Origin of the sequence: Paenibacillus sp. FSL H7-689 (assembly GCF_000517905.1) — a bacterium.
Classification (GTDB): Bacteria; Bacillota; Bacilli; order Paenibacillales; family Paenibacillaceae; genus Paenibacillus; species Paenibacillus amylolyticus.
This window is the reverse complement of record NZ_ASPU01000014.1, coordinates 79,506-93,285: the sequence shown is the minus strand read 5'-3', so window position 1 is coordinate 93,285 and position 13,780 is coordinate 79,506. Positions and strand designations below refer to the sequence as shown.

Here is a 13,780-nt window from a genome sequence, read left to right as displayed (position 1 = left end):
AGAACTAAATGAAAAATCTATATCAAACATCATCAATTGAGAGAAGGTCATTTGATTGAATAGCTATGATGAATATTTAAAAGATTCTCTTTATAAAATTAGTACACTTCTTAATGATAGTAATAGTCGACCTATACTTTTTGTTGGTGCAGGGATCTCAAGAAGGTATATAAATTCTCCTAACTGGATTGGCTTGCTTGAGTATCTTATTGAGGCAAATCCTAATAAAAAATATCCCATTGGATACTACACTCAAGAAAAGATGGATAACCTGCCACAGGTTGGTTCTCTAATTGTTAACGAATATTATGACTATGCTTGGCAAAAATACTCAGAAAGTGTTTTTCCGAGAGAATTATATGGTACGAATTATTCAAGAAGTATCTTTTTAAAATATAGAATTGCTGAACATTTAACATCATTAGTCAAAGGATTTTCTACAGTAGGACATCAATATTGTGATGAATTAGAAGCTTTAATGAAAATCACTCCACATGCAGTTATAACCACAAATTACGATTTACTAATGGAAGAAATTTTCCCTAAGCATAACCCTATTATTGGACAACAAGTCATTAGAGCCAGAGAGTCTACAAACTATGGACACTTACTAAAGATACATGGCTGTGTGACACAACCGTCTGAAATTGTAGTGTCGAGCGAAGATTACAGTATATTTATGGAGAAACAGAAATACTTAATTGCTAAGTTATTAACATACTTCATGGAGTACCCAATAATTTTTTTAGGCTATGCTCTTGCAGACGAAAATGTGAAATCTATTCTCTCCGATGTTTCTGAAATTATCAGATCTGATGATGATGAGCCGGTAAGTAATATCTGGTTTATAGAATGGCAAGAAAATAATATACTAAGCCATTCGAAACCATCAACTGATAAAGTTGTTGATTTAGGAAATGGAAAAACAATAAGAATAAATTATTTGGTTGTTAACTCATTTACAGAGATTTTTAGAAGCTTGCAACAAAATATAAACGAACCAGTAGATATAATTAGAGAGTTAGAAAACAACATTTATAATATTGTTAAAAGTAAAACAGTTACTAACTTGGCAGTTGATAGAATCGATTTTAGGACAATTACTGATATTAATAAACTTGCTAATCAACTAGGTTTTAAGGCCATTGAAGATATGAAAGATATTGAAAAAATAAATGTAGCAGGCTTAGGGAATTTAACTAACCCAGAGCAGTTGCTCTTGCAGTACCCGTATTCTTTAAATGATGTAGCGATTGAAATGGGCTTAGAAAGATGGCAGTATTTAGACCCAATTATAAAGAGAATTGAAGGAGAAACAGGATACAAGATCAAACAAGAAACTAATAGATATCATGTTGATAGAGAACAGGGACGCGGAAGGGCTGCAAACCATCGCTATTCACAAGAAGCTGTCGAACTTTTTACTAAGGTTTTACAAAATCAAAGCTATGAAATTTTCGATACTATGGGGAATAGGATAGCTATGGTGGACAAAGAAGTCCAAGAAGAGAAAATAGAATCTTAATGTGGAAAATACAACAGGGAGCGATCACGTCGTATAAAATATATTCAATATATTCACACTGTGGGCATAAGTCCTCGATCCGGCATTTGCCAGCCATCCAGATACGCTGGCTCGGCTGGCTCGTGAATAAAGAGACGTTATACGACAGAATCAAAAACAATAGAAAAGAGGATCATATGATCCTCTAAATGCTAGAGTTTTGCAATTCACAAAAGAGTTGTAGAGCATCTTTGAAACCTTGTATGTAGATACTTCTTTCTAAGATGGATTGAAGAGAAATTTGAGCATCTTCGTAAAGAAAAACCGTATGTTGAAGATCGGGCAAAGCATCACGAAGTGTTTTAAAGTATTGATCTGCCTCAGAAGAAAGCTGAGTGTATTCCGCATGACAATCCAAAAGCTCAGTATAGAGTAATTCTAGACGTATTCTTATAAGTGGTTCTGTTAGCGATTCTAATGTATTAACCATATCCTATTCCTCCTTTGATTAACTCTATAGAGTTATTATATAACCTCAAAAAGTTAATTGCAAGGTGAATATTTGACTTTGTAGAGTTAAAACTTCGCTTTTCATTGATGATTACTAATATGAAAGATAAGATAGAGCTATGGAGGGGAAAAGATGAACGTAATCAAGTGTAATATACGAGAACTCATGGCAGAACATCGAATAGATGATATAACCGAATTGATGGTGAGATCAGGTCTAAGTCGTAACTCAATTAACAAGTTATACAGGGAGACTAATATAGAGACAACCAAATTAGAGACACTTTTCAAGTTGTGTGATACTTTTAATTGTAAGTTGTCTGATTTGATCGAATATGTACCAGAAGGAAACAAATAGTGAGAGCCGTTTCGAGAAACAATTCATTCGTTTAACATGATATTTTGGAGTCTTGGTCTGCGGGGAAAGATTTAAAAAAAGTATTAGGCAGACAACCTTGGAGGTGGTATACCCCCTCCAGGTAGACAGTGAAGCCGACTTAGCTTATAACCCCATGAAGCTAAGTCTGACGGCTTTGGAACATCACCTTAAAGTTCTATTAGTAGATTCAAGAATATTTTAGAAAATCAAGTCTAATGCTAAGGAGAAGCAATTATGAAGAAAAGTCCAATGACGATTATCTCAAGTCTACATAATGATTCTAAGCAAATAATTAGTAACTATTTGAAACTTCATTCTGAAAGCTCTTATAAACAATACCTTTCTTCAATAGCTGATATATTTTCTTCTACTCAGAAGGAAAATGTGCGGGATCTTACATTTAATGACTATTCACTGATCTATCAAAAATATATTAACGATGAACAGAAAACAACCCAAGATTTATACAAAGAATCCTTCTTTAAATATTTATATGCAAATGATCTTATAGAGCCTGATGGATTTAATGAAATTTGGTTGAAAGATGACTTGATAAGGCATTTTCTAAAGAAGATGAGTGATGTAGAAGGTTCTTCTAAAGATAAAAAATTCTCTTATGAGAATAGCCTATCTTTCAGTGAAATTCTAAAAATTGATAAATTATTAGATCAAGAGTTTACTAAATTCGATACTCTTCGAATGGCATTTGTGTGGTATTTACTATTTGAAACAGAATGTTCAGTTAGAGAAATACTAATGCTCACTAGTGACGACTACAGAGATGGGGAAATAGTTACTTATAAAAATACAAGGTATGTAGTTCCAGATAGATATAAAAACGTATTTGAACATCTTTCTGAAAAGCAATATAACGGTTTTAAAAACCTAAACAGCATAGTTTCGAAGCTTGGAATCCTTGCCGGAGTATCGGATCTAAAGCCAATAAGGATAAAAAATGCTAGAAAAGTGAATATGATAAAGTGCAGTGGATGTAATCAAAATATTACAAACCTATCCACTAACTGGAGTTCGGTTAATAACCGTATTATTTGTGTTAAATGTGCTGACTCATTAAAAAAAAAGCATAATAATATAGTGGAAGAAGCCATAGAGAAGAATGAAATTGAATTGGTTAGTGAAGAAAGTCTTCGTGCCTCATCAGTCATGTTCACTTTTGATGAGTTAAGAAGTAAAGTCACTCATGTTATAGATTATTTAAAACTACATGAATTCCAAATGCAGATAGGGAAACTTGGAGAAGCATATGTATTTGAACATGAGCTCCAAAAACTTAAAGAAACACCTTATTTCACTTTAGTCGATGATAGTAAAGCTGCTGACCCAAATAATGGGTATGATATTCTTTCATATGATGATGACGGAAACATAATCTTCATAGAAGTCAAAACAACAATAAAAGAAGGTAGTGATTTTTATATATCACAACATGAAGTGAATACGGCTAGAGAATGTCAAACTAGGGGGGGGAAATATTTAATTTATAGAGTGGGCAATATATTGGGGGAGAAGGAGCATATAACTTTAGAAATTATAAATAACATTTTGGATACTGCTCTCTATGAATTGGAGCCTTATAACTATAAGGTAAGAAAGAAAAATAATATTGAGTGCTAATTCGGAAGAAGGGATTCCGTCGTATAACATAATATTCAAGCAGCGGCTCCTAACGGAGCCTTGGTCTGCTGGAAGGATTCCGATGAGGGATTTCAGCAGACAACCCCTTCGGGGTTCATGAATACAGGAACGTTATACGCAACCCTTTAAGTCAACCAATTAATAACAAATAATAAATATAGGTGAAAGAATACATTTACAAAGTAGCAGTTGAAAACCAGGATGAACGGAATATTAGAAGGTGTACCATATAACAATAAATTTCCACATCGTTAGTTATGCTCCTTGGTCATCAAGAGGAATACTAGAGAAGCGGATTCATAATAAAGTGCAAACTAAAGAATATTTCTATTATGCGAAAGAGAGGATCAAATGAATTATCATTTTGGTTTTTCATGGAAGGGTCTGATAATCTTTCTATTGCCAATGATACCAAATATATTTTATTTTTTAATTCCTGTGTCAGATATATCAGGAAACAATGCAAATAGCCATTTGATTTTAGATGTTTTGGAGCACGGAAGTCAGGCGATATTTTTCTTTCTTCTGATATTTGTTGTAACAAAACAAGCATCTGAAATGCGATGCCCGTATATAATTGGTATGGCAATAATGTTGATTTTTTATTATGGGCTATGGATATTGTATTTTACAGGCAACGCAAACTCGATTATTTTTTTGGGGATGGCCGTTCTCCCGGTAGTATATTTTATATTAGCTGAGATTTGGCTTCAAAATTATCTGGCTATTATACCAACAGTACTTTTTGGTATTGTGCATGTCATTAATACATATTTGACTATTGCGAATTAAAGGGAGGACAACAATCCTCTTAAATTTTGATTGTGCGTTCAGCATGTATTCTATATCAAGGATTAAGTCCCGAATGGTGAGGTTAGAAGTAAGCCATAGCTTAAGGCAGGGGTGTCCAACGTTTCATTAAAGAACATCTAAAATAGAATTATTTTTCGGCAATTTCATGAAGTGGAGAACATTCAGATAACATAATATTCACGTTGCGGCTCCTGTGGAGCCTTGGTCTGCTAGATGGATTTCGGAGAGGCATCCCAGCAACCCTCTGGGGTTCATTAATTCTGAAACGTTATCTGACATAAAACTATTACATTTTAGGAGCAAATAATGAATATCACTTTCTCGAAATGGGTTCAATATTATCGAAGAAATAATCAAAACCTCAAATATATTCATTGGGATGACAACTATAAATTAACAACTAATGAAAGAGAAATAATCATTAAGTCAATTCAACAGTTTCAATTAGGAGAAAACTCTGAAGGTAAACATCTAATTAAACGTGCGCAAGAATATGTACATCAGACGCAAGATCAGGATTACTATGAAGCGCTTATAGAATTCATTAAAGAAGAACAGAGGCACGCTAGAGATCTAGGCAGATTTATGAAGGTACAGGGAATCCCACTCCTTCGTAGACATTGGGTGGACAATGTATTTAGAAGATTACGTCAATATGCGAGTCTAGAACAATCAGTCATTGTTCTATTAACTGCTGAGATCATTGCTAAGTTGTACTATAAAGCTTTGCAAAAATCTACAAAGTCAAAAGTATTAATAGATTTATGTAATCAGATTTTAAGTGATGAGGAGAAACATGTTCAGTTTCAATCCGAAACACTTCATAATTTTGCTCAAAATAGAAACGTTCTCTTTAACAGAATAGTTTATATCCTTCGTAGAATCCTTTTTGAAGGAACGCTAATTATAGTGTGGTATCAACATAAGCCTGTATTTAAAGCTGGGGGATATAAACTCAAAAGTTATTACTATGAATGCCGTCATGAGTTTAACTTAACAAAGAAGATGATAGCTAATTCACAGTAGAGGTTTACGTCAGATAACATTATATCCAAGCTTTGGGTCCTGACGCTCCTTCGTTCAGCCCGAAGGGAATTGGTAGGGAAGTGGAATCAGGCGGACACATCCGCATCGACTAACCGCATCGCGGTCGCCCCTAACGTGAATTAAGTCGGTGGGGCGTCGTGGATACAGTAACGTTATAGGAAATCAGCGTATAAAAATACAAAATAAATTATTCAAACTCTGAATAGGAGTGGAATCATGCTGGAAGCGGTTATTTTCGATATGGATGGTACACTATTTCAAACAAACAAAATCTTAGAGTTATCGTTAGAAGAAACGTTTTCTGTCTTGAGGTCTCGTAATGAATGGTCGAGTGAAACTCCAACTCAAAAATATCGTGAAATTATGGGAGTTCCTCTACCAGTAGTTTGGGAAACGTTATTGCCGAACCATTCAAATGAAATCAGACGAATTGTAGACGAAATCTTCTTGGAGAAGTTAATTGCAAATATTAATTATGGCAAAGGTGCGCTTTATCCGCATGTCAAAGAAGTTTTTGATTTTTTAAAACAGGAAGGCTGCTTAATTTTTATTGCAAGTAATGGACTAATTGAATACCTCAATGCTATCGTTAACTGTTACAAGTTAAATAATTGGGTGACAGAAACCTTTAGCATCCAGCAAATAGAGACTCAGAATAAGGATGACTTAGTTAGATATATCCTTATGAAATATCACTTCAACAACGCTGCTGTAGTTGGCGACAGGATCTCTGATATCAATGCAGCAAAAAACAATGGATTGAAGGCTTTTGGTTGTCGATTTGACTTTGCCCAAGAATGTGAGCTTAAACAAGCGGATTATATTATTGATGATTTACTTGAATTGAAAAAATATATTTAACATCATGGGAAGTGGAATATTTGTGTAAGTGTTTTGGAAGAAGACGCTGACATCCTATAACATCATATTCAAGCAGCGGCTCTTCACGGAGCCTTGGTCTGCAAGGATTTCGGAGAGGAATTTCGGCAGAACCCCTTTTGGGGTTTATGAATACAGGAACGTTATGTCCCTAAGAGCTTTAAAACATAATGACACTTTTTGGAGGTTAATTGATGGGAGCATGGGGAACTGGAATTTTCGAGAACGATGATGTATTAGATTGGAAGGCAGATTTACTTGATTCTGATGACATCGAATTAATTGAAGAGACGATTGAAGAAGTATTAGAAGAAGATTATATTGAGTCAGATTTAGCTTCCAATGCTTTAGGCGCAATTGAGATCCTTGTAGCATTACAAGGTAATCCTGGGAAAGAAATATTGAATAATCAAAGTAATACAGAGGATCTATATGACTGGATCGATAAACATAAAGGTAAAGGAAAAAAACTCATTTCAAAAGCTAAACGAGCAGTTAAGAAAATTAAGAAGGATTCAGAACTAAAAGAGCTATGGGAAGAATCAGAAGAATACCCAATCTGGTTAAATACAATAAATGACTTAGAAAATCGATTGTAAAGAAATTGATAGCTTTTCGAGAAGAGGGAACTTCACATAACAAAATATTCAAGCTGTGGCTCCGTTCGGCAGACAACCCCTTTGGGGTTCATGAATAAAGGAACGTTAGCACAAATCAGGGGAATGCTTAATTAAATTATAAAGATTAGATAAACTATTAGTTAAGGACGGGGATTTCAATGAGTAGCTTGTTACTAACCTCTTGTGGTTTTTATACTGAAGATATTAAAAATCAATTTCTGGAGTTTATTGATGGAGATATTTCTAAATTAAAAGTCTCAATTATTACAACAGCATCCCCTAGAAAAGAAACTAATAGATATGCACAAAGAGCAATGCAAGAGTTTAAGGACATGGGATTTCAGCATATCAATTTTGTAGATATAGAATTTGATGACCCGCAAATTCTCTTACATAGAGATGTTATATATATCAATGGTGGAAATCCATTTACATTATTGTATTACGCGAAGAAAAGTGGTGCTGATGAAGTTATTAAATCACTGGCCGCACAGAATGTAATTATAGTTGGAGTAAGTGCAGGAACGTTATTACTGGGGCCAAATATTAACATTGTCGATTTCTTTACTCCACAGATGAATACAATGGATTTAACGGATTTTAAGGCATTAGGTGTAACCGACAAGCTTATTTTTCCTCACTATGATAGAGAGGACATATTTAAAGATAGTACTAATAAAACAATTGAAGAGAGAATAGTAGAATTTGAATGCAATAAGAACTGTAAGGTGACAAGGCTTAAAGATGAAGAATATATCTCAATCTTAATGAACCAAGCACATTGAAAGTCGTAAATTCATTGAAAGTAGCTCGAAGAAGCTCATATTTTAGGAGGAGTCTATATGATATTAGAAAAAGTTATAAATAGAATTGCAATACAAAGTGAATATAAGGATTTGGTTGATAAGTATGTGGATCATATCCTTAACGAATTTAAAGATAAGATTCATAGCATTTATATGTGTGGCTCGATTCCCAAAGGAACGGCTCAACCTTTTAAGTCAGATGCAGACTTTACTATTGTATGTGCAAATCCCCAAGATATTGATTACGAAAGATTGTCAAATATCAAAGACAGGCTGTTGGAAGAATATCCATTCGTCACTAAGATGGATACGATCATTTGCTCGATTGATGATGTATTAAGTAGACCGAATGATTGGGGTTTTTGGATTAAGATCATTTGTGTTTGCATACATGGGAAGGACATTGGTGAAAAAGTACCCCCGATCAACATTTCTTCAGAATTCATTTTAGACTTAAATACAGATACCAAGGAGGAAGTAGATCGTGTACATCGATCACTTTCTAATGTTAGTGATCACGCAATGAAAACTAGATATATTAAAGGTTACTCTAAGAGATTAATTCGTGCATTATACTCTTTGGTTTTAGAAGATACAGGGGTATGGGAAGATGAAATCATTAAGATGAAGAATGCCATATTAAACTATTGTGAGATTAACGCCGCTTTAGTTGAGTATCTATATGCTTGTTACTTGGATAGCGATGTATCTGTTGAAGAGTTTCTGGAAACCGCAGATGAAGTATATAGCTATTTTGAGAACGCCTTAAATAAAATGGCTGCTTCCAGAAATTCAGTTGGCTAACAACATATTGACGCTCGTAGTCACTCTGAGAAGCGAGTGACCACATCCAGCCCCCTAAGCACGTCGGGACGTAGTCAATATAAAGCGTTATCTGAAACTTGCAAGATTGAAAGGAGAAAACATGATACTTGGGTTGTATGAAGCACATTTACCAGTGAGTAACTTACATCAATCAATCGAATTTTATTCTAAATTAGGATTAGAGCTGGCCTGGAGAGATGAAGATACAGCGTTCTTCTGGATTGAAAAAGAAAAGAGTTGGGTCGGTCTATGGCAAGGCGAAGAGTATCTCACTTCTTATCATCCATCATTAAGGCATATAGCATTTCGAGTGAGTTATGAAGATCTTAAAGACAGTGTGAAATGGCTTCAAACTATTGAAATAGAGCCTGTCCCATTTGGAAAAAGAGATTCAATAAATCCATTTGTAAGGCCTAATCAGGGAAATACTTCAGTCTACTTCAATGATCCAGATGGAAATAGTTTAGAATTAATGTGTTTTGTAAGTGTCCCTGAAAACTTAAAGAATATATCCAATAAATTATCAATCGAAGAATGGGAAGACCTTTTGAAGAGATGAGTTAAAGAACTTACTATTGGGATGTTTCAAAAGAAGTGCCGGAATCAGATAACATAATATCCACACATCGAAGATTCGTCTTCGGTCCGGCAGTCTCGGACACACCTGGCATACGTCAGGCGTCATGTATACGGGAATGTTATCGGAAATATTCGTAAATACTTTATTTTTTGGGGGCATCTCAAGGATGAGTGAAAAAACAATAATTATTGAAGATTACAACAATGAATGGCCTGAAATGTTTTCTGATCTGAAATCCATCATAGAACAAAGACTCGGGGATCTAGTACTTAGAATTGAGCACGTTGGTAGTACCGCAGTACCTGGACTAGCGGCAAAACCTATTTTAGATATTGATGTAGTAATTGATTCTATGGACTTGCTTCCAGATGTAATTCAAGGATTAGAAAGTTTAGGTTACTATCATGAAGGGAATTTGGGTGTTGAGAACAGAGAAGCTTTTGCAAGAAAAGATGCAAATGTTCCTTATAGTATAGTAAAAATACAGAAACCTGAACATCATTTATATGTTTGTAATAAAGAGAGCAAAGAGTTATTAAGACATATATCCTTCAGAGATGCATTAATTAGCAATCCCGAATTTGTAGTCGAATATGCCAATCTAAAGAAAGAACTTGCTATTAGATATAGAGAAAACCGTCAGTCTTATACGGATGGGAAGACCGAATTTGTAAATAAAGTACTTAATGAATATGGAAAGAACTTGTAGGTTGCTCAATGGGACTAAAACATCCGATAGCAAATTAACCACGCTGCGGGGCTAACGCCCCTTGGTCTGTTAGAGATATTTCGCGGGAGTCTTATCAGACAGACAACTCCTACGATGCTAGGTCTTCGACCCAGTCGCTGGTGCCCTTTAAGCTCTCGGGTTTGTGAATAAAACAACGTTATCGAAAATCTCACAAAGGATATGAAAACGTGAATACTAAAGATTTTAGAAAGCTAATTAGGGTGTATTTTGCTCCAAAACTACATGAGGTTGGGTTTATGGGAACCGATCATCATTTTGTTAAGACAACTGATAATCACTTTATTTACACTCTGGTGATTCAGGCAGATAAATCCGGTGGATCTTGTGTTATGGAGATGGGGGTGCATCTAGATTTTCTCCCTAATTCTATTGGTGAATCTGAGTCTTCAAATGAAATCACGACTATTTTTGCATCAAGGAATGAGTTATTATTCTCAATTCAATGATTTTCCTAGGATGATTACATCAATTTCATTAGTTGAGATAATAGCTGGATCTAAGAAAATTGAAGATTTTGGAGCTCCACTTGATTTAAGGTTGGCTTTGTTAATTGCACGAACACATAAATTTCAAGGTAATAATAGGGATGCGAAAGAATATGCTCAATGGGGACTAAATAATATTGGGAAAGCAACAGGACTCATTAAGGACTTTGAGGGCATAAGTTGAGGGAGTTTCTAACATCATATCCGTGCTTCGGCGCCTAAAAGCTCCTCGGTCTGCGAGAAGCAATCGGCAGGGAAGAGAATCAGCGACACATCCGTACGACTAACCGCATCGCGGCCGCTCCGATTGGTCGCTTAAGTTGGTGGAAGGGTCGTGGATACAGTAACGATATGCGCCATTAAAGGAGATAATTTATGAAAGGTAAGATCCTCTTATTATTTTTTATTACGATAGTGTTTTCATCTTGTCAAAATAGTAGTCAATTGACTACCTTGAACAGCGAAACTAAATCAAAAGAAATAACTGAAGGTCGATCAGATGCTTCTAACAATGAAGTGTTATCCATGAGCATTGGGAACTATGAATTGAAAGGAGAATTTTATGATGAAATGCTTCGAAATCCTATAGATCATGATTATGAAGTGGAATTTAATGAGGCTCAAAATTCAAAAGAGATTATTACAACAATGGGATGGGGGGCGTTGGAAAGCAAATATACAGAGATTTGGGATAAAGAGTTGAATCAAATATATAAAAAGCTTTGTTCTAAGTTGGATAGAGAACCAAGAGAAGCACTAATCGAATCGCAGAAAGAATGGTTACAATATCACTTAAAGGAAACAAAATTTGTAGAGAAGGCATTTATTAATAATGGTTACCTTGGATCAAAAGGTTCGGTAAGCCTAGGCACGGTTATACGGGAGAGAATTAGGGAAAGAACAATGCAATTATTTGAATATCGATATTTGCTAGATGGTGAAGTTGAGTTTTTATACCAAAGTAAAAAATAAAGTTGGAATCTGGATCAAAGGTTTTTAGGTGATGCCTCGAAGCAGTAACGGCACATAACAATGTATTCAAGCTGCGGGGATACCACGCCTTGGTCGCCTGCGAAGTTTCGATGAAATGAATCCATACGACACTTTAATTTTACTTAAGATAAGAGCTATCTAAGGGGAATCAAAGTCAGGAATGGACATACGTTAGGTGAAACCGCGAAGTGCATTGAAAAAAAAGGAGTTAGATGCAAACATGGAATTAAAACTTGTCCGAGTAAATCCTGAAGATAAAAGTATACTAATCAATTTATATGAATTGTACGAGTATGACTTCAGTAAATATACAGGTCGAGATATAGATAGAAACGGAAAATTCGAAGTAAACATAAATTATTATTGGGAAGGCGACGAAAGATGGAATCCATTTTTTATAGAAGTAGCAGGTAAACTCGTTGGTTTTATAGTAGTCCTTTTTGAGAATATGGATACTGATCCAGATCCGACGCATGTGATATACGATTTTATGGTTTTACAGAAATACAGAAGATCGGGCATAGGTCGTAAAGCAGCAATAGAAGCATTTAAGATGTACAAAGCGAATTGGAAGATTTCGCAAATGGAGAGCAATCTTCCGGCAAGGACATTTTGGAGAAGTGTAATAGAAAGTTTTAAAGGAACTAACTACACTGAACACTATGCACAAGATAGAAAAAAATATATACAAGAATTTAGTACAAGAAATTAGAAAAAGAGGGTCATATAACCCTCTATATACTAGAATTCTGCAATTCACTAAATAGTTGTAGGGCATCTTTGAAACCTTGTATGTAGATACTTCTTTCTAGGATGGATTGGAGTGAGATTTGTGCGTCTTCGTAAAGAAAAACTGTATGTTGAAGTTGATCGGGCAAAGCATCACGAAGTGTTTTAAAATATTCATCTGTCTCAGCAGAAAGCTGAGTGTACTCTCTATGACACTCCAGAAGCTTAGTATAGAGCAAATCTAAACGTATTCTTATCAGTGGTTCTGTTAATGATTCTACAGTATTAATCATATTTAGTTCCTCCTTTAATTAACTCTATAAAGTTATTATATGACCTCTTAGAGTTAATTGCAAGGTGAATATTTGACTTTGTAGAGTTAAAACTTCGCTTTCTGTTGATGATTGCTAATATGAAAGATAAGATAGAATTACGGAGGGGAAAAGATGAACATAATCAAGTGTAATATACGAGAACTCATGGCAGAACATCGAATAGATGATATAACAGAATTGATGGCAAAATCGGGCTTAAGCCGGAATTCGATCAATAAACTCTATAGGGAAACAAATATAGAAACAACAAAGCTGGAAACCTTATTCAAGCTATGCGATACATTTAATTGTAAATTATCTGATTTGATCGAATACGTACCAGGAGAAAAATAAATAGTGAAGGTCCGGAGCCTTGGTCTGTGGATAGATTTTGAGAAGGAATTTCAGCAGCCCCCCCTTTGGGTTCAAGAATACAGAAACGTTATCCAATACTCCCAATCAAAACAACAAGCATAGGAGCAATATTATGACAATTATTTTCAAAAAAATAAAAGACATTGATACACAGGCAATTCAAGAACTGTTTCATTCGGTGGACTGGAAATCAGGAGATTTCCCAGAAGATCTTAGACAAGCAATAAACAACTCGCATACGGTTATTACTGCATGGGATGATAACAAATTAGTTGGTTTAATAAATGCATTGTCTGACGGCGTGATGACAGTATATTTTCATTACATGTTAGTACACAAAGAATATCAATCATTAGGAATTGGAAAGAGAATGATGGAACAAATGCTTAGTCGATATTCTAATGTCAAAACAAAAGTACTTATATCCTATGATAGTGCAGAAAAATTCTATGGAATATTTGGATTTAAGCCAGAAGAAGGAACTAAAGCCATGTTTATTTCAGATATGGTATAG

The 13,780-nt window shown here is 34.9% G+C and carries 19 protein-coding genes; 17 read left to right on the top strand and 2 right to left on the bottom strand.

The window, feature by feature from the left end:
- Positions 1–55 precede the first annotated feature (55 nt).
- Entirely contained in the window at positions 56–1,525 is a 1,470-nt protein-coding gene (locus tag C170_RS10220; protein ID WP_051447117.1) for an SIR2 family protein, read from the top strand.
- A gap of 184 nt (positions 1,526–1,709) precedes the next feature.
- On the opposite strand, the gene C170_RS10210 is transcribed toward C170_RS10220, so the two are convergent.
- The gene (locus C170_RS10210) at positions 1,710–1,994 is read right to left on the bottom strand and encodes a hypothetical protein (RefSeq protein ID WP_036609163.1); all 285 of its coding nucleotides are present in this window, start codon (positions 1,992–1,994) and stop codon (positions 1,710–1,712) included.
- A 153-nt stretch (positions 1,995–2,147) separates the two neighbouring features.
- Between C170_RS10210 and C170_RS10205 the strand changes: the two genes are divergently transcribed.
- The 14 genes from C170_RS10205 to C170_RS10140 all read left to right on the top strand — a co-directional run bounded on the left by C170_RS10205 (position 2,148) and on the right by C170_RS10140 (position 12,560).
- Positions 2,148–2,372, top strand: coding sequence for a helix-turn-helix domain-containing protein (locus C170_RS10205; protein WP_036609161.1), 225 nt, complete (start codon positions 2,148–2,150; stop codon positions 2,370–2,372).
- Between the two features lie 255 nt (positions 2,373–2,627).
- Positions 2,628–4,028 (top strand): DUF3883 domain-containing protein, encoded by a 1,401-nt coding sequence (locus C170_RS10200; RefSeq protein WP_036609159.1) that lies wholly within the window; start codon positions 2,628–2,630, stop codon positions 4,026–4,028.
- 372 nt (positions 4,029–4,400) lie between these two features.
- The gene (locus C170_RS10195; RefSeq protein WP_036609157.1) at positions 4,401–4,841 is read left to right on the top strand and encodes a hypothetical protein; all 441 of its coding nucleotides are present in this window, start codon (positions 4,401–4,403) and stop codon (positions 4,839–4,841) included.
- Positions 4,842–5,168: 327 nt separating this feature from the next.
- A complete protein-coding gene (locus tag C170_RS10190; RefSeq protein ID WP_051447116.1) occupies positions 5,169–5,888 on the top strand; it encodes a ferritin-like domain-containing protein in 720 nt (239 codons plus the stop codon).
- 237 nt (positions 5,889–6,125) lie between these two features.
- A complete protein-coding gene (locus C170_RS10185; RefSeq protein WP_036609155.1) occupies positions 6,126–6,770 on the top strand; it encodes an HAD hydrolase-like protein in 645 nt (214 codons plus the stop codon).
- Between the two features lie 212 nt (positions 6,771–6,982).
- Complete coding sequence (locus C170_RS10180) at positions 6,983–7,387, top strand: DUF4259 domain-containing protein (RefSeq protein ID WP_036609153.1); 405 nt, start codon at positions 6,983–6,985, stop codon at positions 7,385–7,387.
- 179 nt (positions 7,388–7,566) lie between these two features.
- Positions 7,567–8,193 (top strand): Type 1 glutamine amidotransferase-like domain-containing protein, encoded by a 627-nt coding sequence (locus C170_RS10175; RefSeq protein WP_036609152.1) that lies wholly within the window; start codon positions 7,567–7,569, stop codon positions 8,191–8,193.
- A gap of 57 nt (positions 8,194–8,250) precedes the next feature.
- Positions 8,251–9,018 carry a nucleotidyltransferase domain-containing protein gene (locus C170_RS10170; protein ID WP_036609151.1) on the top strand — a complete coding sequence of 256 codons (768 nt, stop codon included), beginning with the start codon at positions 8,251–8,253 and terminating at the stop codon, positions 9,016–9,018.
- Between the two features lie 121 nt (positions 9,019–9,139).
- Positions 9,140–9,598 (top strand): VOC family protein, encoded by a 459-nt coding sequence (locus tag C170_RS10165; protein WP_036609150.1) that lies wholly within the window; start codon positions 9,140–9,142, stop codon positions 9,596–9,598.
- Positions 9,599–9,785: 187 nt separating this feature from the next.
- A complete protein-coding gene (locus C170_RS10160) occupies positions 9,786–10,328 on the top strand; it encodes a GrpB family protein (protein ID WP_036609148.1) in 543 nt (180 codons plus the stop codon).
- Between the two features lie 209 nt (positions 10,329–10,537).
- Positions 10,538–10,816 (top strand): DUF4304 domain-containing protein, encoded by a 279-nt coding sequence (locus tag C170_RS10155; protein WP_036609146.1) that lies wholly within the window; start codon positions 10,538–10,540, stop codon positions 10,814–10,816.
- A 10-nt stretch (positions 10,817–10,826) separates the two neighbouring features.
- Positions 10,827–11,039: a hypothetical protein gene (locus C170_RS10150; protein WP_036609144.1), complete on the top strand. Its 213-nt coding sequence runs from the start codon at positions 10,827–10,829 to the stop codon at positions 11,037–11,039.
- Positions 11,040–11,230: 191 nt separating this feature from the next.
- Positions 11,231–11,827: a lysozyme inhibitor LprI family protein gene (locus C170_RS10145; RefSeq protein ID WP_036609142.1), complete on the top strand. Its 597-nt coding sequence runs from the start codon at positions 11,231–11,233 to the stop codon at positions 11,825–11,827.
- Positions 11,828–12,068: 241 nt separating this feature from the next.
- The gene (locus C170_RS10140; RefSeq protein ID WP_036609140.1) at positions 12,069–12,560 is read left to right on the top strand and encodes a GNAT family N-acetyltransferase; all 492 of its coding nucleotides are present in this window, start codon (positions 12,069–12,071) and stop codon (positions 12,558–12,560) included.
- 22 nt (positions 12,561–12,582) lie between these two features.
- Here C170_RS10140 and C170_RS10135 read toward each other — a convergent pair whose 3' ends face one another.
- Entirely contained in the window at positions 12,583–12,870 is a 288-nt protein-coding gene (locus C170_RS10135; RefSeq protein WP_036609138.1) for a hypothetical protein, read from the bottom strand.
- 153 nt (positions 12,871–13,023) lie between these two features.
- Between C170_RS10135 and C170_RS10130 the strand changes: the two genes are divergently transcribed.
- Together C170_RS10130 and C170_RS10125 are read left to right on the top strand one after the other, a co-directional pair.
- Entirely contained in the window at positions 13,024–13,245 is a 222-nt protein-coding gene (locus C170_RS10130; RefSeq protein ID WP_179086413.1) for a helix-turn-helix domain-containing protein, read from the top strand.
- Between the two features lie 133 nt (positions 13,246–13,378).
- A complete protein-coding gene (locus tag C170_RS10125) occupies positions 13,379–13,780 on the top strand; it encodes a GNAT family N-acetyltransferase (RefSeq protein WP_036609136.1) in 402 nt (133 codons plus the stop codon).

Excerpts from the sequence above, each read along its gene's own strand:
- C170_RS10210 (WP_036609163.1), bottom strand. The coding sequence starts at position 1,994 with ATGGTTAATACATTAGAATCGCTAACAGAACCACTTATAAGAATACGT.
- C170_RS10205 (WP_036609161.1), top strand. The coding sequence starts at position 2,148 with ATGAACGTAATCAAGTGTAATATACGAGAACTCATGGCAGAACATCGA.
- C170_RS10200 (WP_036609159.1), top strand. The coding sequence starts at position 2,628 with ATGAAGAAAAGTCCAATGACGATTATCTCAAGTCTACATAATGATTCT.
- C170_RS10195 (WP_036609157.1), top strand. The coding sequence starts at position 4,401 with ATGAATTATCATTTTGGTTTTTCATGGAAGGGTCTGATAATCTTTCTA.
- C170_RS10190 (WP_051447116.1), top strand. The coding sequence starts at position 5,169 with ATGAATATCACTTTCTCGAAATGGGTTCAATATTATCGAAGAAATAAT.
- C170_RS10185 (WP_036609155.1), top strand. The coding sequence starts at position 6,126 with ATGCTGGAAGCGGTTATTTTCGATATGGATGGTACACTATTTCAAACA.
- C170_RS10180 (WP_036609153.1), top strand. The coding sequence starts at position 6,983 with ATGGGAGCATGGGGAACTGGAATTTTCGAGAACGATGATGTATTAGAT.
- C170_RS10175 (WP_036609152.1), top strand. The coding sequence starts at position 7,567 with ATGAGTAGCTTGTTACTAACCTCTTGTGGTTTTTATACTGAAGATATT.
- C170_RS10170 (WP_036609151.1), top strand. The coding sequence starts at position 8,251 with ATGATATTAGAAAAAGTTATAAATAGAATTGCAATACAAAGTGAATAT.
- C170_RS10165 (WP_036609150.1), top strand. The coding sequence starts at position 9,140 with ATGATACTTGGGTTGTATGAAGCACATTTACCAGTGAGTAACTTACAT.
- C170_RS10160 (WP_036609148.1), top strand. The coding sequence starts at position 9,786 with ATGAGTGAAAAAACAATAATTATTGAAGATTACAACAATGAATGGCCT.
- C170_RS10150 (WP_036609144.1), top strand. The coding sequence starts at position 10,827 with ATGATTACATCAATTTCATTAGTTGAGATAATAGCTGGATCTAAGAAA.
- C170_RS10145 (WP_036609142.1), top strand. The coding sequence starts at position 11,231 with ATGAAAGGTAAGATCCTCTTATTATTTTTTATTACGATAGTGTTTTCA.
- C170_RS10140 (WP_036609140.1), top strand. The coding sequence starts at position 12,069 with ATGGAATTAAAACTTGTCCGAGTAAATCCTGAAGATAAAAGTATACTA.
- C170_RS10135 (WP_036609138.1), bottom strand. The coding sequence starts at position 12,870 with ATGATTAATACTGTAGAATCATTAACAGAACCACTGATAAGAATACGT.
- C170_RS10130 (WP_179086413.1), top strand. The coding sequence starts at position 13,024 with ATGAACATAATCAAGTGTAATATACGAGAACTCATGGCAGAACATCGA.
- C170_RS10125 (WP_036609136.1), top strand. The coding sequence starts at position 13,379 with ATGACAATTATTTTCAAAAAAATAAAAGACATTGATACACAGGCAATT.